The sequence below is a fragment of the Alistipes finegoldii DSM 17242 genome, assembly GCF_000265365.1.
GTDB lineage: Bacteria > Bacteroidota > Bacteroidia > Bacteroidales > Rikenellaceae > Alistipes > Alistipes finegoldii.
The window spans coordinates 488,117-509,290 of sequence record NC_018011.1; the positions used below are offsets into that span (position 1 = coordinate 488,117).

Annotated in this window: 13 protein-coding genes; all 13 read right to left on the reverse strand. The window is 59.0% G+C overall.

Annotated elements, in window-relative coordinates; all coding sequences use genetic code 11:
- Positions 1-15 precede the first annotated feature (15 nt).
- Positions 16-2,157, reverse strand: coding sequence for a SusE domain-containing protein (locus ALFI_RS02125; RefSeq protein ID WP_014774595.1), 2,142 nt, complete (start codon positions 2,155-2,157; stop codon positions 16-18).
- A gap of 15 nt (positions 2,158-2,172) precedes the next feature.
- Positions 2,173-3,297 (reverse strand): SusE domain-containing protein, encoded by a 1,125-nt coding sequence (locus tag ALFI_RS02130; RefSeq protein WP_014774596.1) that lies wholly within the window; start codon positions 3,295-3,297, stop codon positions 2,173-2,175.
- A gap of 27 nt (positions 3,298-3,324) precedes the next feature.
- Positions 3,325-4,977 (reverse strand): RagB/SusD family nutrient uptake outer membrane protein, encoded by a 1,653-nt coding sequence (locus ALFI_RS02135; protein WP_014774597.1) that lies wholly within the window; start codon positions 4,975-4,977, stop codon positions 3,325-3,327.
- Between the two features lie 15 nt (positions 4,978-4,992).
- The gene (locus ALFI_RS02140; protein ID WP_014774598.1) at positions 4,993-8,124 is read right to left on the reverse strand and encodes a SusC/RagA family TonB-linked outer membrane protein; all 3,132 of its coding nucleotides are present in this window, start codon (positions 8,122-8,124) and stop codon (positions 4,993-4,995) included.
- Positions 8,125-8,609: 485 nt separating this feature from the next.
- On the reverse strand, positions 8,610-11,816 hold the full coding sequence (locus ALFI_RS02145) for an alpha-mannosidase (RefSeq protein ID WP_014774599.1): 3,207 nt from the start codon (positions 11,814-11,816) through the stop codon (positions 8,610-8,612).
- 187 nt (positions 11,817-12,003) lie between these two features.
- On the reverse strand, positions 12,004-12,459 hold the full coding sequence (locus ALFI_RS02150) for an ATPase (protein WP_009597832.1): 456 nt from the start codon (positions 12,457-12,459) through the stop codon (positions 12,004-12,006).
- A 21-nt stretch (positions 12,460-12,480) separates the two neighbouring features.
- Positions 12,481-14,316, reverse strand: a complete 1,836-nt coding sequence (locus tag ALFI_RS02155) for a V-type ATP synthase subunit I (RefSeq protein WP_042493888.1) — start codon at positions 14,314-14,316, stop codon at positions 12,481-12,483.
- Positions 14,317-14,324: 8 nt separating this feature from the next.
- Positions 14,325-14,933: a V-type ATP synthase subunit D gene (locus ALFI_RS02160; RefSeq protein WP_009597838.1), complete on the reverse strand. Its 609-nt coding sequence runs from the start codon at positions 14,931-14,933 to the stop codon at positions 14,325-14,327.
- A gap of 6 nt (positions 14,934-14,939) precedes the next feature.
- Entirely contained in the window at positions 14,940-16,262 is a 1,323-nt protein-coding gene (locus ALFI_RS02165; RefSeq protein WP_009597891.1) for a V-type ATP synthase subunit B, read from the reverse strand.
- 10 nt (positions 16,263-16,272) lie between these two features.
- The gene (locus ALFI_RS02170; protein WP_009597778.1) at positions 16,273-18,027 is read right to left on the reverse strand and encodes a V-type ATP synthase subunit A; all 1,755 of its coding nucleotides are present in this window, start codon (positions 18,025-18,027) and stop codon (positions 16,273-16,275) included.
- 138 nt (positions 18,028-18,165) lie between these two features.
- The gene (locus ALFI_RS02175; RefSeq protein ID WP_014774601.1) at positions 18,166-18,999 is read right to left on the reverse strand and encodes a DUF2764 family protein; all 834 of its coding nucleotides are present in this window, start codon (positions 18,997-18,999) and stop codon (positions 18,166-18,168) included.
- Positions 19,000-19,004: 5 nt separating this feature from the next.
- Entirely contained in the window at positions 19,005-19,619 is a 615-nt protein-coding gene (locus ALFI_RS02180) for a hypothetical protein (protein ID WP_014774602.1), read from the reverse strand.
- A gap of 344 nt (positions 19,620-19,963) precedes the next feature.
- Complete coding sequence (locus ALFI_RS02185) at positions 19,964-21,169, reverse strand: ROK family transcriptional regulator (protein ID WP_009597783.1); 1,206 nt, start codon at positions 21,167-21,169, stop codon at positions 19,964-19,966.
- Positions 21,170-21,174: the final 5 nt, after the last annotated feature.

Here is a 21,174-nt window from a genome sequence, read left to right on the forward strand (position 1 = left end):
CCCCCGGATAGTTGGTTAATCCAGATACTCGATATAGTTGTAGTAGTGCTCCGTATCGGGACTCATGTCGAGCTTGATGTTCACCCGCTTGGAGTCGTTGCCGCGGTAGGCGTGGAGCATCTTGAACGCGCCGGCATCGTCGCCGTTCACATCGGCGATCGGCCAGAATACGCGGAAGCGCGAATCGTTCTCGGCAGGCTTGGAATTCAGGTCGCCCGTCATGCCGGGATTGGCGCCGAACTTGGTCTTCACGCCGTCCACCTCGGCCCAGAAGAAGTAACGGTCGTCGTCCCAGTCCCTCAGGTAGGGTACCACACCTGCGGCATACCAGATGCCGTTGCCCTGATAAGGCAGCTTGATCTGCTTCTCGGTATGCTGGGTCTTGACGTTCGGCGAGAGGTAACGCATGTTCTCGATCTTCTGGAGCTTCGCCGTGCCTGCGCCGAAGTCGAGCAGGATGTAATAGATGGCCTCTTCGGACGAAACGACGCTTGCGTCGCTCTCCCGGATCGCACCGCCTTCGACGACGAACTTGCGCGCATCGGCCGTATCGCCGTCGGTGAAGTTGTACCCTGCGGCGTCAGTCGTCAGCTTGGTGAAAATCTCGAATTTGCCTGCGCCCAGTGCCTTGAGGGTCTGATAGCCGGAACCGAACTCCGAAGCGGCGCCCGTGATGTAGGCGGCGGTCGGAATACCCTTCATGCGGGTAACCGTGAGCTTGCGCCCGGAGGAGAGCGCCGTCCACGAAAGCAGTTTGCTCTCTACGGCCCAGTACAGGTCGCCCGTGCCTTCGGCGGCAATGCCCGCGGCATCGGCGATCGACTCCAGCTCGGAGAAGGAGACGTCCACGGAGCCGTTATACTGCGCCTCCTTGCGGCCGACGGCCTTTTCCAGCGCAGCGTCCGAATAGAAGACCAGCGTATAGCTCGTCAGTTTGCCCGCAGGGTCCGAATCGGGAAGCTTGTTCCACGAGAAGGTCTGCTTGGCGCCCGCCTGCGCATTCAGCACGACGGAGGCGTTGTCATCGGGCGAGATCAGCGTCACGGGAGTGGCTTCGGGCGCGAAGTCGAATTCGTAACGGTGGTAGTACGCCTCGGCTTCGGGCGAGCAGTCCACGACGATCGTGCAGGTGACGTTCCTCAGCACGGCGATATGCTTGAAGGAGTAGTCCCACTGATTGATATTGCCCGTTTCGCGCATTGACAGCCTGTACTGCGGCCCGGTCAGGCCGGAGGGCATGTCCGAATCGCTCATATCGCTCGACGAGTAGCCCCAGATGTAATCCGTGCCGTCGATCACCGCGTCGAAACGGTAGCGGTTGTCGCCGTCCCAAGTGATCTGACGCTTCCAGACGCCGTTGCCGGCATATTCCATCACGGCATCGGGATCGGGCGTCCAGCACCAGTGGTATTTCACGCTTTCGATCTTTTCCATCTTCACGGTACCGGCCTTGAAATCGACCAGTACGCGGTAAACGCCGTCGCCCGTGCCTGCGGCATCGGCGCCCTCGGTCAGGCGACCTTCGGCGACGCCGAACGTACGCTTGCTGCCCGCCGCATTGCGGTTGATGAAGCTGAACGAGCCGGTGAATCGGGTGTAAATCTCGAACTTGCCGTCGCCCAGCTCGCGCATCTGTTTAGCCGCGGCGGGATCCGTACCGAACTCGGAGCCTTCGCCTGTCACATAGAGGTGGTAGGGCGCGTCGATCACAGCATAGCGTTTGACAGTGAGTTTGTGCGGCTCGGCCGGCGAAAGCTGTTCGGCTCCGCCCAGTCCGGCGCAGACCGTCCAATAGAGATCGCCCGCAGCGTCAGGCTCGATGCCGGCGTCGCCGGCAATCGTATTGAGCTGGCTGTGGAGCATCTTCAGCGAGGACTTCTGACCGTTGTTGTCGGCCAGATAACGGCCGATCTCCTTTTTGGCCGCATCGAGGAAAACCACGGTGTAGACGGGAGTTCCGACCTTGGAGACCTCCCACTCGAAATAAAGGTTGGCATCGGCCTGTTCGATCAGATCGAGGGCGTAGCCGTCCGACGGATAGAGCAGTTTTTCGACTGCGCTGAAGCCGGTATCGTCATATTCCGTATGCTCGGCACAGGCCGCCAGTGCAAAACCCGCGAGCAGCAGAACAACCAGTTTATTCAGTATGTTTTTCATAGGTTCAATTATTTTTTAGCCGACGATCTCGATTACATGCGTACAATTCTCCACGTCACCGGACATAATCAGGGTGATATCGACTTTCTTACCGTTAAAATCGCTGTGGAACTTAAACTTTTCGGGACCATAGGCATCCCCGGTAAACAGATTCTCGGTCAGGATGTAATACTCCGCACCGCTCAGCGCGCTGGGGCTGCTGTCGTTGCCTTTCGTACCGGCCCATACATACGTAACCCCGTCGAAAACCGGATGGAAGTTGTAACGCTGGTCGAGTCCCCAGCTCTCTTCCCTGAATTTGACGTTGTAATCGGAGAATTTCCAGCAGCCGTTGCCGATATACTCCATATTGCCGTTGTCTTCGGTGCGCGGTGCGAAATTGAATTCCACGCGGTCTATATGCTCGAAGGTGATTCCGCGGACATTGAGGTCGAGCTTGATGCGGTAGACACCCGATCTGTCGATCGTGGCGGGTTCGGCGCTCTGGTCGTTCAGCGCTCCGTTCACCACCGTATAGGTCGTGCGGTCGTCGCCCTTCGAGCTGACGAACGTAAAGCCCTTGCCGGCTTCGAGCTGCTGATAGAAGGTAAACTCGCCGTCGCCGGTCTTGCGGCCGACACAGGCATTCTCAAGATCGCTGCCGCCCTCGGTGGCTTCGCCCGTGAGGAACAACTGGTCCGGAATCACATTGAAGCCCAGCAGACGCGTCAGTTCCAACCGGCGGGGCGTCGCAACCACAGGCGCGGTATCCACGCCCCGGCTCGACACGACCGACCAGTAGACGGCTCCGTCAGCCCCGACGTCGATGCCCGCGGCATTGGCGATGCGGTTGATCTCCTTGTGGACAATATCCACGCTGGTCGACGAACCGGCGTCACAACGGTAAACGATCTCGCCGCCGGGCTTGCCGAAGAAGACCACCTCGTAATGGGGAAGCTGTCCGTCGGCAGCCAGCGCCGGCTCCCACGAAAAACGGAGCGTCGCCGTCGAAGCGCTCTGCAGCTCCACGTAATAGTTGTCGGCCGGCAGCAGCAGCGTCTGCACCGGAGTGACGCCTCCGGGCTTGTACTCCAAGTCTTCCGAGCAGGAGATGCCCGTAAGGACGAGGGCCGCCATCAGTATGTTCAATATCTTTTTCATTGTTTTCGATACTTTTTTGATTGACGATTAATAACCCGAATTGTTGGGCAGCAGCGTCGGCACGAGCTGCGTTTCGGAGAGCGGAAGCGACCAGAGGATGTCCCGGCTGGAATTGAACTTGAATTCGTCGATCTGACGGCCTCCGTTCAGCTCCTTGGCGCCGTAGACCGCACCGTTCAAAAGGTCGATGACGCCCTGCGACTTGGAGTCCTTGTAATTGATCCAGCGGATCAGGTCGAAGTAGCGCAGTCCTTCGAGCGCCAGCTCGACACGGCGTTCGTCGCGTACGATCTGGGTGTAATCGCCCGACGAGGGGAAGTCGGTGCCGCTCAGCCCCGCACGCTGGCGGATCGGCTTGATCGTCTCGTTCCACACCGCGGCGTCCATCTCGTTCAGGTACGCCTTCGCCTCGGCGTACATCAGCAGCACGTCGGCATAACGCATCATGATGATATTGGTCCACATTTCGAGGTTCTTGCCGTGGGTCGTATCGAAATACTTGCGGGTGTAGAAGCCCGTGGGCGAACCGTTGTCCGTACCGGCCTTGTCATTGCCCGAAGTCACGTTGATCGTGCCTTTGGTCACGTATTCGCCCTTATCGTTGCGGTCTTTCCACACATAGCCGTTGTAGACGACCGTAGCGGTCAGACGCGGATCGCGGTTCGCATAGACGGTCTTGTCCGCCGGAACCGAGCCATCGGCATTGAGGTAGCTGTCCACCAGCGCGCGCGTCGGAGCCTTCTGGCAGAGGTTGGCGCCCATCGTCAGGGGAACCATCGAATAGAGCGTGGACCACTGCTTGTTCAGCTCGACGGCGGCATAGTCGAGGATCACCTCGCTGTTGTATTCGGCGGCCGAAGTAAAGAGGTATTCATAGGCCGGAATGCCGTCGCCGGACCCTTGGGTCAGCAGGCTGTAGGTGCCGTAGGTGCCCTGCTCGTGGATGAGCTTGTCGCAGATATCGGCGGCCTTGCGCATGTTGTCCGAAACCGAATTGCCGGTGCGCTGCACGTTCTCGTACATATACATACGCGCCTTGAGCATCATGGCGGCGGCTTTGGTGATGCGGCCGTTGTCGTCGGCTTTCAGTTCGTCGCGGGTGGGCAGGTCGCCGACGATCTCGTCGAGTTCGCGGTGCAGCGCACTCATCACCTCCGGATAGGGAGTGCGGGAGACGCGGCGCGACTCTTCGAGCGAAATATCCTGCAGGAAGAAGGGAATGTCGCCGTAGAAATTGGCCAGACGGAAATAGAGGAATGCACGGATAAAGCGGATCTGCGCCTTCATCCCGGCGAGCCGTTCGGGGTCCATGCCCGGCACCTCGTCCACGAAATTCATAAAGACATTGCAGGTCTTGACGCCCTCGAACACCCATTTCCACTCGCTGCGGAACAGTCCCGTGTTGGGCGTCGCCTGCCCCATGCGGATCGTGCGCGTGTCGGGATTGCCGCGCTGTTCGTACAAGTTGTCGCTCAGGGCTTCGTCCTGCCAGATCTTGTCGTGGCCGAACATCTGGTTATAGGCCATGTTGAGCACCATGTTCGCACGTTCGGGCGAAGTCCAGAAAGCCTTGTCGGTAAACTTGTTGGTAGGCTCCTGATCCAGATCGTTGCAGCCTGCGAGCAGCATCGCTCCGGCGGCGAACGTCACGGTGATATATTTTAAAATCGTCGTTTTCATAGTTTTCGCCTTTATTTAAAATGTGATGTTCAGACCGGCGCCGAAGTAACGCAGGTTCGGGTAGTTGCGGCCTGAGTTGGCGCCGCCCGAATTCATGTTCGAGCCGAACTCCGAAGATTCGGGGTCGATGAACGAACAGTTGCTGAACGTAAGCAGGTTCTGGGCGTTGAAGTAGATCTTGAAGCGCTTGACGCCGAATTTCATCGAAATCCGTTCGGGAAGCGTATAACCCAGCTGGATGTTCTTCAGGCGCAGGTAACTGCCGTCGAACATGTAGAGGTCCGAACCCATGCGGTAGTTGTTCTGGTTCGAGGGGTCCGAAATATCGGTCAGACGCGGCCAGCGGGCGTCGGTGTTGGTCGGGGTCCAGAAGTCGAGCTGGTGTTCGTACATCGTGTAACCGTAGTTGGAGTGGAACGGCTCGATCAGCTCGCCGCGGACCATCATGTCGCGCTTGAGAACGCCCTGCAGGAAGATCGAGAGGTCGACGCCTTTCCATGCGACGTTGTAGGTGAAGCCCAGCGTGTAGCGCGGGAAGGCGTTGCCCAGATAGTAGCGGTCGTTCTCGTCGATGGTGCCGTCGCCGTTGCGGTCCTTGAATTTCACGTCGCCCGGCTTGACGCTCTTGCCCGTCGGCACGGCCGAATGGGCGATTTCGTCATAGCTCTGGAAGAAGCCGTCGGTCTTGTAACCGTAGTAGGAGTTGAACGGCAGCCCCTCGCGGGTGATGCGCCAGAACTCCTCCTGTCCGGAAATATCCTCGAAGCCCTCGTATTTGAGCACCTTGTTCCACGAGTCGCCGATGTTGAACTGGAAGAAGTGCGACCAGTCGCGTTTCTTGAGCGCATAGCTGAGCGTCAGCTCCCAGCCCTGCGTGCGCATCTCGCCGGCGTTGTAGTTCTGCAGCTCGGTGCCCAGAATCAGCGGGGTCTGGGGCTTGACCAGAATGTCGGTCGTATGTTTGTTGAAGTAGTCGAAGCCGAGGTTGAGCTTGCCCCGGAAGAACGAGGCGTCGAAACCGACGTTGAAGGTCTTGGACACCTCCCACTGCAGGTTGTCGGTACCGAGCTGGAAGCCGGCGCCGCCGACGCCCACGTTATTGAAGGCATAGGTGTTCGAATAGACGTTGTAGGTGGTGAAGTACTGGTAGTCGCCCACCGACTGGTTGCCCAGCGTACCGTAGGAACCGCGGATCTTCAGGTCGCCGACGTTGTCGCGGTAGCTCTCCATGAAAGCCTCCTGCGAGAGACGCCATCCCAGCGACACGGAGGGGAAGAAGCCCCAGCGCAGGTCGGAACGGAATTTCGAAGAGCCGTCGTAACGGAACGAGAACTCGGCATAGTAACGGTTGTCGTAGTCATAAGCGGCGCGGCCGAAAACGGAGGTGAGGCTGGTGCGGGTCGTGTTTTCGGGCGTCACCGAAGACCGGCCGTCGCCCGAAATGACGGCCTCGGTGCCGTCGCCGTTGATACCCAGATCGGGATCGGCCCATTTGAAGGAGATCTGGTTCGCTTCGGAGGTGTAGGACTCGTTCGAGGCGCCTAACAGGGCGGTCACATGGTGCTTGCCGAACGTACGGTCGAAGTCGAGCATCAGCTGAGAATTGATCAGGTAGGCGCGTTTGTTCCAGTCCTCCGACTTGTTGTCGTTGTTGGCCGAACGGCCTTCGCCGACCGGATTGCCCGCAGCGTCGGTATTGTAGAACATCACTTCGTGCGTCCGCGTATAGCGGTGGTCGGCGAAGATATCGGCACCCAGCACGCCGCGCAGTTTCAGCCCGTCGATGATCTTCACCTCGGCCGACAGGTTGGCGTTCACATAGTCGTTGCGGTACTTGTTGTAACCGCCCTCTTCGAGCAGGCCCAGCGAGTTGCGGTCGGTCAGTTTGTCGTTGAGCAGGTATTTGCCCGTCACGGGATCGTACTGACGGTAATAGTAATAGGTGGGAATACGCATCGCGTTGGCGATGGTCGAACCGTCGGTCGTCGTCTTGCTGTTCTCGTGCGAATAGGAGAGCAGGGCCGTTACCTTCACGCGTTTGTATTCGGTGGTGATGTTCGTACGGAAATTGTAACGCTGGCGGCCGTAATCGGGACCTTCGAAGTTGCTCTCCTGATCGTAATAGCCTGCCGAAATCATATAGGTCGTATTGGCGCCGCCGCCCGATACGCTGACGTTGTAGTTCTGCTGCATGGCCGTCCGCAGAATCTCGTCCATGTAGAACGTGCCGTTGCCGTGCGCCTTGAGGTCGCGGATCTGTTCGGCGGTAAAGGCGGGAGCCAGCCCCGAATTGGCTTTGGAAATGTTGAGCAGCGTGGCGTTCTGCCAGCCTTGAACGGGCGTGTAGAGCACTTCGGGCTGCTGCCAGCCGACCATAGCCGTGAGTTCGACGGTCGGAGCCTGATTCAGCTTGCCCTTCTTGGTGGTGACCAGCAGGACGCCGTTGGCGGCGCGCGAACCGTAAATGGCAGCCGTACCGGCATCCTTCAGCACCGAGACGTTCTCGATGTCCGAGGGATTGAGCTTGTTGAAGCTGGCGTTGTCCGACACCAGACCGTCGATGACGATCAGCGGTTCGTTGTTGTTCATCGTACCGATACCGCGGATGTTGATGTTGAGCTGGTTGTCGGCGGGGTCGCTGCTTCGCTGCTGGATGACGAGGCTGGGCGAAGTGCCCTGCAGCGCCTGCGTCAGGTTGGCGACGGAACGTTCGGTGATGGCTTCGGACTTGATCTGGTCCACAGCGCCCACCGCACGGCGGCGGGTGGTGGTGCCGTAGCCGATGACGATCACTTCGTCCATCAGCTGCGCGTCTTCCTTCAGCGTTACGTTCAGCAGCGTGCGGTTGGCCACCGGAAGCGTCTGCGTCTCGTAGCCGATGAACGAGAAGTCGAGTTCGGCATCGGCGGCGCACTGGATCTGGTATTCACCGTCGATACTGGTCGAGGTTCCGACCGAAGTACCCTTGACAATGACGGTAACGCCGAGCAGCGGCGCTCCCGCGGCGTCCTTCACAACGCCCTTGACGGTGACCTTGGATGTCTGGGTCAGGGGGCTGGCATTAACGGTTGCGGCTGCAAACCCAAGGGGGGGGGTAATCAGCAGCACCAAAACCGTCAGCATGATTTTGTGCCCAAAATTGGTCATAGATATTGTTTTTTGGTTTAGTTAAAATATACTCCCCGCACCCGGTGACGCGGATGTGGTTCATGGATTCAGAAAACGGAAAAATAACAGGATAAATTACGGGATTCTGCAAAAAAATCAGCGGAAAGAATCAGACAGGAGTTTTTTTCCATAGGCTAATCTGGTTTTAAGTTTTAGGTTAAGCGGTCGGTTTTTGTGAAAACAAAGTTGAGAAATAAGATGCGGACCGAAAAATATACGGACGGCAAATTTCTCCGCCGTACATGATCCGGTACTATTTTGTCACAAAATTGTATTTTCCGATCCGGGACACAAACGTACTCCCGGCACCGTCCCGCGCCCCCGATCGGCGGTTTTCACGCCGTTTTATGACAATTCGGGCACAAAACCATACAAACCGCGTCACAACGCCGTCCTGACACAAAAACTCCGGCCCGGCTTTACAGCCGGGCCGGAGCGCCTAATTATACCACTTAAAAAACTTGTTACTTCACATCCGGACGGATGAAAGTGCCGCTCACCGGAAGCACGTCGTCGATGCCGTTGTCCGAAGCCGTCATGGCGAATACCGCCACGTTCTTGTTTTCGGGCAGCGTCACCGTCCGCGCACCTTCGGGAATATCGAGAGAAACCATATACATGTAAGAGAAGTCGTAAGGCAGGTTGCCCTCGTCGCCCTGATGGCGGTGCGTGCCGATATGCGCGATCGTCGCATCCTTGAGGAACGCTTCGCTGTGTCCGCGCCAGCCCCACTGTCCGTAGAAGCCTTTCCAAAGCGGCACATAGACGGCCTGCTCGGAGTCGCCCACCTTGAAGAGGGCCTCGCACTCCTTGTCCGAAGCGGCCACCAGCATGTAGAGCTTCCTGTAACCGCCTTCGGGCAGTTCGATCTCCTGACTGCGGCACGTCACGGCGTCCTTGACGTTCTCCTCGCCCATCACGAACCGTACGCCGTTGCAGGTCAGTTCGGCGGGAATCAGTTCGGCGGCGAAGCTGCCCCGCTGATTGTCGAAACGGTAATAGGTGTAGAACTCGTCTGTCGTGAAGGCCACCGTATTGTAAGACAGCGTCACGGGCGCGCTCTTCACCTCGAACGCGGACTTCTGCGCAGGAGCGGCCAGCCGCACGCGGTAGGTTTTGGGAGCGAATTTGCCGGCCGAAACGATCAGCGAACGGCCCTCGGTCTCGGCTGCACCGATCTTCTCCTCGATGCCGTTGCACTCCTCGGCCGAGAGAATCTGAGCCGGGAAGGTGATGCGGGCGTTCTCGACGGGCTTGCCGGTCAGCTCGTAGCAGCGCACGATATATCCGTCGCCGTCCTCGGCCTTCTTCAGCGCACGCACGCCGATCTGCGGAGTCGAGGACTCCAGCATCGAGAAGGTACGGCCCAGCGATCCCGCATGCTTGGGAGCCACGTAAGCCACGAGCGGCAGGTTGAGCTGTTCCGATGCGGCCACAACGCCGCTGCGGTCGGTTCCCTTATGTCCTACGATCGAATAGGTGAAGTGATTGACGCCCAGATCGAGATCGCGCTGGTGCGGGTAACGTTTTTCGGTCGAGGGAGTGTGGATCAGCGTCAGACGGATCGTATTGTCGGCGGGCTTGTCCCAGCCGTATTTGCAGTCGTTGAGCACCGAGATGCCGTACGAACCGTCGGCGTCGGTCAGGTCGGCCCACTTCAGGGCGGGCACTTCGTATGCCGTGGCCGTGTTGTTGCCGCGCTCGATAAAACCGATGCCGAGGTCGTAAGCGGCTTTCGCATTGCTCACCGACATCGGGAACTCGGCTTTGAGCAGCGTATTGCGGCTGTTCCAGTCCACCGTCGTACGGATGTCGATGCGGTCGTCCTGCGCACCGTCGGTCAGCGTAATGTACTGCGTGAACTTCGAATCGCCGTACGTGCGCTCCACCTTGAGCGAAGCGCGCACGGACCCCTCTTCGCCGACGGATACCGAAACGTTGTCGGTAACGGCGCGCGGGGTCTTGTCCACGACCTCCTTCAGCACCTCCCATGCGGGCCATTCGTTCGACGGATTGCCTTCGAAAATCGCCAGACGGAAGGCCTTGCCCTGCTCGACCAGTTCACGGCCGTAACGCTTGTCCACGAGCGACGCGATGTCGCCGTTCTTGTCGAGCGTCACCTTGTAAACGGCGTTCTCGATCGTATTGCCGTTCACGTTCAGCGCCGACGATCTGGCGGGCGATGCCGGACGGACGTCGTAGACGGCATACCCCACCGACTTCACGTCGGCGGCGAATGCGATCACGGCCTTGTCGCCCTCGCGGCTGAGAATCTGCGCGGCCACGCGGCGGCCGTCGGGACCGTATACGGCCACGCCCTTGGCTTTGGCGACGAGCGGAATCTCGGCCTCGACAACGGCTTTGACGGGATAGGTCACGGCGTTGTAGACCACCACGGGCGTACCCTTGACGCGCGTATCGAGCGAATAGCTCAGCGCGCCGACCGCCGAATTCATCACGTCGCCGCCCTGCCGCAGGGCGATCAGCTCGTCGTTCCACGACCACGTATAGGCCTCAGGGATACTCGTACCCGTCAGGTCGTCGTGGAACTGGTGCCAGATGAAACGCTGCCAGATCTCGGTGAGTTTCCGCTGGTCGTAAGCCAGCGCACCGAGCCAGTCGGCGGCGACCGCAGCGCGCTCGGCGGCGCCGGTCAGCTCCTCGTTGCGGCGGTTGTAGTATTTCATGGCGGTCTGCGAAGTATAGCAGCCCGTAGCGTGCACGTCCATCAGCAATTCGCCGTCGAAAGAGGGCAGCTCGGCTTTGCGGCCGAGGTAGGCCTTGAACAGGTCGTCGCTCGTGGCGCTGATGATCTCGATCGGGGCGTTCGGGTCGTTGATCGCCTTGGTCAGACGGCGGCAAGTGGTCACCGTACCGCTGTTGCCCTTGTCGCCGACCCCTTCGCCGCCGCCGGCATAGTAGCGGAAGCAGGTGTTGTCATAACCGTGGGCGGCGCGCTCCATCAGGCGTTCATTATACTGCACATTCTCAGGAAGTTCCGAGTTATAGCCGCCCGTATCGAAGGCTGCGATCACCGAACTGCCGTCGATGCCGTACCACACGCCCCACGAGAAGGGATTCTTCTTGTGGTAGGGAGCGTCGTAAAAGTCGTGATTGCGCCAGCTGAGCTTCTGCGTGGACATGCCGATCAGGCCGCTGTGGGCCGCGATGGTCGGCAGCGTATAGCCGAAGCCGAAGCAGTCGGGCAGGAAAATATCGGTCGAACGCACGCCGAACTCCTTTTTATAGAACTCCTGTCCGAGCAGGATGTTGCGGAAGAACGACTCGGCCGAAGGCATGTTGGGGTCGTTGGCGTCCCACGACGCGCCGGCGATATGCCACTGGCCCGAAGCGATGTATTTCTTCATCCGCTCGTAATGCATGGGATAGTACTCCTTCATCCACGAATAGACGACGCCGCCTTCGAAGCTGAAGCGGTAGTCGGGGAAGCGTTCCATGAGGTAGAGGTTCTGGAACAGCGTGCGGGGGATGTACTCGCGGATGGTCGTCTGCACGTCCCAGTTCCACTGGGTGTCGAGATGGGCGTCGCTGACCATGTAGGCCTTGTAGGTCTTGGGCGCCACGGACTTGCCGTCGGTCTGCTGCGCCGAAGCGCCGCCTGCGGCAAAGCACAACGCGGCCAAGGCCAGCATAAATCGGTTCGGTTTCATATCTGTCAGGGTTTAAAAGATTTTGAGTTTTCACAAAATTACGTAAAACAGCCGAGAGTACAAGTACTATTTTATGCAATAAATGTATTATTTTACGATCGGGAACCGCTTCGGGCAGCATTTTCAAAAAAAACGGGGCGGAACATCGCAACCGACGTTCCGCCCGTGAGAAATTCCGCGCGGCAGATCAGATAGCGCCCGCGATGAGGAACACGGCGGCTACCGTAAGAATGGCGTACAACTCAGGGAAGGCGGCCAGAATAAGCGTCTTACCCATCACGTCGTGGCCGTTGCCGATAGCGGCGATACCGTTGGCGCAGACCTTCGACTGGAAGTACGACGAAGCGAGGCAGACCAGACCCGTCAGCAGACCGGCGCCGAAGATGGCGGCACCCTGCAGCAGCGTCATCGAATCGGTCAGGAAGCCCTTGATGATGAAGTAGCCCACGAAACCGTAGAGACCCTGCGAACCGGGAATGGCCGAGAGGATCATGTAGCTACCGAAAGCGCCGCCGTTTTTCTTCATGGCGCCCACCGACGCCATACCGGCGATCGAAGTACCGATACAGCTCGCTACGCCCGAAAGGCCCACCATCAGCGCTACGCCGAGATAGCCCAAAATAATTGCAGTTGTTGATTCCATAATTGTAATTTGTTTTAGTTGTTATTTGTTTTCCGAATTTTCGATTTTGCGCAGGGGATCGAACGAACGCATCGACATCTCGAAACCTGCATTTTTATAGAATTCGACGAACGTCAGACGCATCGGGTGCACGAACGACGAAATGGTGGACATGAAGAGGTTGATGCCGTGGCCGACGAGCAGAATCGGAATCATGATCAGCAGCCGCACGACGATGCCCGAACCTTCGGGCACGAAGCCGTCGGCCAGCGCATTGAACACCGTGGCGAGGATGCCGCCAGAGAGTCCGATGGCGAACAGACGGATGTACGACAGCACGTCGGAGAGGATGCCCGTCAGATTATTATAGGTATCCCACAATCCCAGACCGAAGTTCAGCAGCGGATTCTTGCCCGGCGAATTGAAGAACAGCATCAGCACCGCACCCACGCCGAGCGTCGCATAGAACGCGGGCGACGAGGTGGTGTAGAACGGAATCACCCATTCGGGATTGAGCAGCGGCAGACCGCCGGCGATGCTTCCGCCGAGGATCACCAGCAGCCAGCCCAGCGTACCGAGCGAATAGCGGAATCCGACGGTAGCCGAGATCATGACGACCTTCAGCATCATGCCGAACACGATCTGCACCACGCCGATCGCCAAGGCGATCGAGAAGAAACTGCCTTGGAAGTCGAAGAACGGGATCGAAGGGAAGTACTCCTTGAGATTCACGCCGAACACCGAACCGCAGGCCAGTCCCACGACGACCGTCGTCAAGCCGCACAACGTGGCGAACCACGCGGCCTGACGCATCATGCCGGGTTGCCGGTTCTTGGCCAGCATCCACGCCCCCAGCAGGGCCAGAATGGCGCCGTAACCGGCGTCGTTCAGGCAGATGCCGAAGAAAAGCATGTAGAACGGCGCGAAGAAAGGCGTCAGGTCCATCGTACCGTACTTCGGGCGGGCGTACATGTCGCCCACCAGCTCGAAAATGCGAGCGAACCAGTTGTTTTTCAGTTTCACGGGCGTATCGTCCTCAGGAGTCGGATCGCCCTTGAGGTACACGACGTTGGGATACTGCTCCAAAAGGGCATCGACCTTGTCCGAAGTCTCCTTCTCGGCCCAGCCCTCCATGACGACCAGCGTTCCGTCGGCCGCCTGCTGCGCCGTAGCCTTCACGCGCACGCCCTGCAGCTGTTCCTTCAGCGAGGCGGCATGCGCCGCGAGCAGCTTCTCCGAAACCGCGACGCGCGAGAATTCGGCGTCGAGGGCGCTCAGCTCCTTCCGGGCTTCGGCGATGCGGCGTTCCGCTTCGCGGATATCCATCGACGGGGTTTTCATCTCCTGCGCGTCGAGCGTCACCTCCTCGCCGGGAGCCGCCACGACGACGAAATAGACCGTCGATTCGGTGCGGTTGATCGGCGCGATGGTATAGCGTTCCGCCCACTGGGCCTCGAACTTGTCGTAATTGCTCTTCGGAGTGAGGAAATATCGCAGCACGATGCCCTGCTCGGCGAGCGAGCGGGTTCTCTCAGGCGAGAATTCTCCCCACGGACGCAGTTCGTCGGCCGTTTTTTCGAGACGGCCGATTTCGGCGTGGAGCGCCGTCGCCTGCTGATGCGCCGCGGCGTAGTGTTCGTAGGCCTCGGCGCCGGTTGCAAACGGCTTCGCACCGGCCTTGCAGCGCCCCTCTTCCGCGCGGAAGTTGCGCAGGAATTCGAACGCCTTGGCGTGTCCTTCGATATCGAGCAGCAGCTGGCGGTCCTCCTCGGAGGGTTCCCAGCCCGTAGTGGTGATGTCCACCAAGCCGAGTTCGCGCAGCTTTTCGATAAAATCCTCGCTTTGCGCCGCATAGAGCACAAAGTCGTATTTCGCCATTTTAGCTATCATAACGTCGCGCCCTCCCCGGCCTGCTGCTGTTTGGTTTTCACGATCTTCTGGGCCGACTTGGAGAGGTTCTCCTCGTCCTCCATGAAGCGTTTGATCTTACGTATGGCGTCCTCGTATCCGGGTATCTGCACCTTTTCATACAAGTTCACCTTCTGAGTGGTTTTACGGCGTGCATAGTCCAGCAGCTCCATCTTGCGGTTGTAGACCTCGAACTCGATACCCAGCTGCGCCATGCGCTTCAGAATATCGACTCCGTCGGCGAACCAGACGGGCGACGAGAAAAGATCGTAGGGTTTCACCTCGAATTTCACGTCCTGCAGGACCGGCGTACGCACACCTGCGATTTTCTGTACCGAAAGTTCCACATCGGCGATACGCAGGAGGTCACAATCAAACTCTCCCCATAGCGACACCATGTAGTCGTACTCGGCCTTGAGCCGGTCGAGCCGACGGCGGTAATCGCCTGCGGAGTCCTTCGCCTTCTTCACCTCGGAGCGCAGGGCCGACTCCTTACTTTTGATCGTAGGGAGCGCCTTCTGCCGCATTTTCAGCTGCTTGCCGAGGTCGCCGAGCGAGGTCTTGTTATATTGAAATTTGATTGCCATCGTACGTTACGCTTCTTTCCAGTACTTTTTGATGAGTTCCTCCTTGATAGCGACCTCCTCCTTGGAGAAGTACTTCGCAAAGAGTCCCCACGCCGTGTCGAGCATCTCGGTGATGCCGATATTGACGTCGATCGAGAGCAGTTTCTCCGAATAGTCGAACGCGAATTTCAGCGTACGTTCGTCGTAATCCGAGAGGTCGAAACCGTTTTCGAGCTTGGTCTTGGCGTTGGCGGCATCGGCATACAGACGCACGCAGGCGTTCATCACCTGCGGATGGTCCTCGCGGGTCTTCTTGCCGATAACCAGCTGCTTGAGACGCGACAGCGAACGGAACGGGTCCACGATGACCTTGCCCGTATCGGAGTCGTTGCGCAGGAACAGCTGACCCTCGGTGATGTAACCCGTATTGTCGGGAATGGCGTGCGTGATGTCGCCGCCCGAAAGGGTCGTCACGGCGATGATGGTGATCGAACCGCCGTTGGGCAGCTGCACGGCCTTCTCGTAGATCTTCGCCAAGTCCGAATAAAGCGAACCGGGCATCGAGTCCTTCGACGGAATCTGGTCCATGCGGTTCGACACGATAGCCAGCGCATCGGCGTAGAGCGTCATGTCGGTCAGCAGCACCAGCACCTTCTCGCCCTTGTCCACGGCGAAGTATTCGGCGGCGGTCAGCGCCATGTCGGGAACGAGCAGACGCTCCACGGGCGGGTTCTCGGTCGTATTGACGAACGACACGATGCGGTCCAGCGCACCGGCGTTCTCGAAGACGGACTTGAAGTAGAGAAAGTCGTCGTTGGTGAGGCCCATGCCGCCCAGAATGATCTTGTCGGCCTTGGCGCGCAGGGCCACGTTGGCCATCACGGCGTTATAGGGCTGGTCGGGGTCGGCGAAGAAGGGAATCTTCTGCCCCGTGACGATCGTATTGTTGAGGTCGATGCCGGCGATACCCGTGGCGATCAGCTCCGAAGGCTGGATACGCTTGAAGGGGTTCACCGTCGGGCCGCCGATCTCGCGCGGCTCGCCCTCGACGATCTCACCGCCTTCGAGCGGCTCGCCGTAGGCGTTGAAGAAGCGGCCCGCGAGGTTGTCCGACACGCGCAGTTTCGGGGGTTCGCCGTGGAAGACGACCTCCGAATCGGTGGCGATGCCCTCGGTTCCGGAGAACACCTGCAACGTCACGTTCTCGCCCATAATCTTCACCACCTGCGCCAGCTTGCCGCCCACGGTAGCCAGTTCGTCGTTGCCGACGCCCAGCGCCCGGAGCGTCACGGTCGCCTTGGTGATGTTGTCAATCTTGGTATATATCTTCTGAAAAGCTCGTGTTGTCATGGTCTAAAGCTTATTTGATTTTTTCACTCACATACTCCTCGATCTGCTTGCGGTAGCCTTCGAACTTCTCCGACTGCCACTCCGAGTAGTTCATCTGACGGAAGAGGTTGATAAGGCCCTTGAAGAACTGCGAGCACTCCTCGAAATCGGCGAAAGCGAAATCCTTCCGGCAGATGTCGAGCACCATTTTATACATCATCTTCTGACGTTCGAGCGGACAGTTGGCGTCGATGTCGTCGAAAGCGTCCTGCTGCAGGATCACGAAGTCGAGCAGCTCCGATTTCCAGAAACGTTCGTGATACTCGACCGGAACGCCGTCGTCGCCGAGAATGTTGATCTGGTCGTTGGCCTCCTTGCCGCGCTGCACGAGGGTCTTGCCGGCATAGACGAGGTCCACCCAGTCCTTTTCGATATGCTCGTCGAGGTATTCGCGGATTTCGGGATATTCGAGGTATTTCGAATAGGATTCCAGCGGGTCGATGGCCGGGTAACGCTTCGAGTCGGCGCGGCCCTGCGAAAGCGCATAGAAGCAGCGCGCGGCCTTCTTGGTCGATTCGGTCACCGGCTCCTTGAGGTTACCGCCCGCAGGCGACACCGTGCCGAGGAAGGTTACGGAACCCGTCTGGCCGTTGTTCAGTTTGACCAGACCGGCGCGCGAATAGAAGTTGGAGATGATCGCCGAAAGGTCCATCGGGAAGGCGTCCTGACCGGGCAGCTCCTCCAGACGGTTCGACATCTCGCGCAGCGCCTGCGCCCAGCGCGAAGTCGAGTCGGCCATCACCAGCACCTTGAGTCCCATCGAGCGGTAGTATTCGCCGATGGCCATGCCGGTATAGACCGACGCCTCGCGCGCCGCAACGGGCATGTTCGACGTATTGCAGATGATGATCGTACGCTCCATGAGCTTGCGGCCCGTATGGGGATCGACCAGTTCGGGGAACTCCTTGAAGATTTCGACCACCTCGTTGGCGCGCTCGCCGCAGGCCACCATGATGATGATGTCGGCGTCGGCCTGCTTGGAAATGGCGTGCTGGAGCACGGTCTTGCCGGCGCCGAAAGGTCCGGGGATGAAGCCCGTACCGCCTTCGGCCATCGGATTGAAGGTGTCGATGGCGCGAACGCCCGTCTCCATCATGCGCGACGGACGCGGCTTCTCGACGTAGCAGCGCACGGCCTGCTTCACGGGCCATTTCTGAACCATCGTGACCGCATGTTCGCGGCCCTCCTCGTCGGTCAGGACGGCGATCGTGTCCGTCACCTTGTATTTCCCGGCCGCCGCCACGCTCTTGACCGTATAGTTGCCGGCCATGGTGAAGGGCACCATGATCTTATGGCTCACCCACTGCTCCTTGACTTCGCCCAGCCACGACGCGGCGGTCACCTTGTCGCCCGCCTTGGCCAGCGGAGCGAATTCCCACTCGGCGTCGAAGTCGATCGGATCGGTGATCGAACCGCGCTCGATGAACAGCCCGTCCATCTTTTCGAGGTCGTTCTGCAGACCGTCGTAGTTGCGCGACAAAAGTCCCGGCGCGAGCGTCACTTCGAGCATATGTCCCTCGAACTCGACCTTGTCGCCGATCTTGAGTCCGCGGGTGCTGTCAAAAACTTGGACATAGGCGCTGTCGCCTACGACCTTGATGACCTCGGCCATCATCTTGGTATCTCCCGCATAGACATAGCAGATCTCGTTCTGGCCTACTGCTCCGTCGGCCTTGACGATGACGATGTTGGAGATGATACCATTTACACGTCCTGTAGTTTTCATGAATATTCGTTTAGTTTCTTATTTTCATTTTTCCGGTCGCGGACCGCATTTCCGCACTTCCCGGCCGCTCCGCATCCCTCCTGCCGGAGAGACCGGTCCCGGTCCGGCGGCGCGCCGCCCGCATGTGCCGCGCGGCGGCTATATCCTGTTCACCAGCTCCCTGCCGTCCAGCTCGGCCATCAGGCGGTCGAACATCTCACGACCGCGCACGGCGTCCAACTGCGTCCAGCGGGCCACGATATTGACGCGCGCCAGATAGGACAGAATGGTATTGATGTCGAAATAGTCGAACGTCGCCAGCTCGGTGGCCTCGTTCCAGCGGATCAGGTCGATCTTGTGCTCCTTCTCGACCAGATTCGCCTCGTCGTTCACGGCGGCGATCACGGCGTCGATGTAGGGCAGCTCGCCCCGCAGACCGAAATCGGCGGCCGAACTGCGCTCCAGCTGTTCGACCACGTCGCCCCCGCCCACGGTCACCTCCTCGACCGGACGGCCCGCGGCACGGGCCGTCACGGCGGCCGTCACGTTGCGCAGGGTGCGGTCGAACTCCGACCACTCGCGCAGAAAGCGGCTCTTGGCACGGCTGCAGGTGGCGTAATAGGCGTCGAACAGCGCGGTTTCGAAACGCTGCGCCGTATCGACCTCCTCGGCGTCCACCCCTTCGGGATCGGCATAGGCACGCAGCACGCGGCCCACGGCGGCGGGTAAACGCTTGGGAGCCTTCATCTCCTCTTCCAGCTCCTCGCGCGTGAAGTTGCCCAGCGGATTGTGCGCCGAGCGCCCCGCGCGCAGCGAAGCGATATTCTCACAATCGTAGTAGCCGTACAGCAGACGCACCTGAGCCGCATCCGAAGCCGAAACGCCGTCGAGAATCTCCCCGACGATGGCTTTGGCGTCGAAACCCTTGGTGTCGGCGTCGAGGGAGTACTCCTTCAGTCCGGCTACCAGACAATAATATTCCGTTGCGAACATACGCGTTACGCCTTAAAAAGCATGTCCGAAACCTTCTCGCGCAGGTATTCGCCCAGCAGGGCGTCGAAATCGGCGTCGGAGAACGAGATGTAGTAACCGCCCTCCTTGGCGCCGACCTTGAAGCCCGTCTTCACCTCCTTGGAATAACCCACTTCGATACCGGCGGAGAGCAGCTCCTGAGCGCTCTTGCCGAACGCCTCGTCGAGCTTGGCGCGGTCGGCTTCGGGCAGCAGCGCCTTCAGCTCCACCTTGCCGGCGTCGGCGCCGTTCCAGTTCTTGGCCACGGACAACAGCATCTCCTTGATGAAGGCGGGATCCATGACGGCCTCCCTGACGCCTGCGGCCGTGCTCTTGGCGACGATCATCGCAGCGATCTCCGACTTGATCTTCGCGGCGGCCTGCTTGCCGGCGAGCGAGATTTCGGTCATCGTATTTTTTTCGACGTCCTCGGCCTTGTCCTGCGCCTTCCTGACGATATCCTCGGCCTGAGCACGGGCTTCGGCGACGATCTTCGCCGCCTCTTTCTTAGCCTCGGCGACCAGACGGTCGGCTTCGGCGCGTCCTTTCTCCAGCCCCTCGTCGTAGAGCTTCTGAGTCAACTGTTGAAGTTTGTTTTCCATAGCGTTATTTAGTTTTAATTATTGTTTTTCATTTTAGCGATACAAATATATAAAAGTTTATAATACAAACAGCGGCGCACCGCGACAATTTGTCCTTTTTTGACAAGAATAGAGAACAAAAGGAAGAAACACGCACCGCAGAACCACTTGTAATTCAAGCTCCGAACCCCCTCTCCGCGCAATTCGCATACCGAAATCGCCCCTTCCGGAAGGGGCTGATTCCGGCCGGCCCCGCCTCTCCCGCCGCAGAGCGGCACAGCCCGGCGCCGCGCCGCTGCGGATAACGCCGCACGCCCCCGGAAACAGCGGGTTTCCGGGGGCGCGCACAAGAGCGAGCAGAGGCGTCAGAACAGGCCGAGCGACTTGCTTCGGGCCAGCAGACAGGCGCCCATCACGCCGGCGCGCTCACCGAGCGACGAAAGCTTGATCTGCGTATCCTTGTTGACCAGCATCAGCGAGTATTTGTTGATGGCGTTGCGCACGGGCAGCATCAGGTACTCCTTGGCCACCGAAAGCGTACCGCCGATAACGATCACCTCCGGATTGAACATGTTGATAAGCCCCGCGATGGCCTTGCCGAGCGTGTGCCCCACCGACTCCAGAATCTCGATGGCCAGCACATCCTCCTTCAGCAGCGCGGCCAGAATATCGTTCAGCGTGATCTCCTCGCCTTTTTTGTATTTCTCGGAAAGCATCGACACGCGTCCCTCCTTGAGTTTCTCCAGAAAAATCCGGTGCATGGCCGAACCGGAAGCCCCCGTCTCAAGACAGCCGCGTTTGCCGCAGCGGCAGATGATCTCGTTGTCGAGCAGCGGGAAATGGCCGAATTCGCCCGAAAAGCCCGACTTGCCGTAAAATATCTTGCCGTCGATGATCATCCCCAGTCCCAGTCCCCAGCTGGCATTGATGTAGAGCATCGTCTTCTCGGAGTGGGCGTCGCCGTACATATATTCGCCGTAAGTGGCGGCACGGGTGTCGTTCTCGATGTAGACCGTCGTGCCGAGACGCTCTTCGAGCAGCATCGTCAGCGGCTGTTCCTCGACGAAGAAATAGCTGTAACTGTATCCGGTCTGCGAATTGACGCGGCCCGAAATATTCACCCCGACGGCCAGCACCTTGTCGCGGGCGATCTTGCGCGCACGGATGAAATTCTGAATCACGTCGCAAAGACGGTCCAGCGAACGGGGATCGTTGTCCATCAGAAAATCGACCGTCGTTTCATCGATCAGCTGTCCCTTGAAATTGATGACGGCCATCATGACCGAATCCTTGCGCAGATCGACGCCGACGAAATACCCGGCATAGGGATTCAGGCCGTAGATATTCGGCCGTCGGCCGCCGGCCGTCCCCTGCTCGCCGAAATTATGGACGAAGCCTTCGTCGATCAGCTCCCCGATCAGTTTGGTTACGGTCGGCACGCTCAGATTCACGGCCTTGCTCAGATCGGTGATGCTCGAATCCCCGCAAAAGATATACTGGCAAATGATCTGCTGTTTGAGAATCGCATTCTTGTTGCCTTCCGTCGCCTGTTTTAAAAACGAACTGGTCATACCGT

What these genes read in the sequence shown, in the direction of transcription:
- ALFI_RS02150 (WP_009597832.1), bottom strand. Translation starts at nt 12,459, where the DNA reads ATGGAATCAACAACTGCAATTATTTTGGGCTATCTCGGCGTAGCGCTG.
- ALFI_RS02180 (WP_014774602.1), bottom strand. Translation starts at nt 19,619, where the DNA reads ATGGAAAACAAACTTCAACAGTTGACTCAGAAGCTCTACGACGAGGGG.
- ALFI_RS02145 (WP_014774599.1), bottom strand. Translation starts at nt 11,816, where the DNA reads ATGAAACCGAACCGATTTATGCTGGCCTTGGCCGCGTTGTGCTTTGCC.
- ALFI_RS02140 (WP_014774598.1), bottom strand. Translation starts at nt 8,124, where the DNA reads ATGACCAATTTTGGGCACAAAATCATGCTGACGGTTTTGGTGCTGCTG.
- ALFI_RS02165 (WP_009597891.1), bottom strand. Translation starts at nt 16,262, where the DNA reads ATGACAACACGAGCTTTTCAGAAGATATATACCAAGATTGACAACATC.
- ALFI_RS02155 (WP_042493888.1), bottom strand. Translation starts at nt 14,316, where the DNA reads ATGGCGAAATACGACTTTGTGCTCTATGCGGCGCAAAGCGAGGATTTT.
- ALFI_RS02170 (WP_009597778.1), bottom strand. Translation starts at nt 18,027, where the DNA reads ATGAAAACTACAGGACGTGTAAATGGTATCATCTCCAACATCGTCATC.
- ALFI_RS02185 (WP_009597783.1), bottom strand. Translation starts at nt 21,169, where the DNA reads ATGACCAGTTCGTTTTTAAAACAGGCGACGGAAGGCAACAAGAATGCG.
- ALFI_RS02160 (WP_009597838.1), bottom strand. Translation starts at nt 14,933, where the DNA reads ATGGCAATCAAATTTCAATATAACAAGACCTCGCTCGGCGACCTCGGC.
- ALFI_RS02135 (WP_014774597.1), bottom strand. Translation starts at nt 4,977, where the DNA reads ATGAAAACGACGATTTTAAAATATATCACCGTGACGTTCGCCGCCGGA.
- ALFI_RS02175 (WP_014774601.1), bottom strand. Translation starts at nt 18,999, where the DNA reads ATGTTCGCAACGGAATATTATTGTCTGGTAGCCGGACTGAAGGAGTAC.
- ALFI_RS02125 (WP_014774595.1), bottom strand. Translation starts at nt 2,157, where the DNA reads ATGAAAAACATACTGAATAAACTGGTTGTTCTGCTGCTCGCGGGTTTT.
- ALFI_RS02130 (WP_014774596.1), bottom strand. Translation starts at nt 3,297, where the DNA reads ATGAAAAAGATATTGAACATACTGATGGCGGCCCTCGTCCTTACGGGC.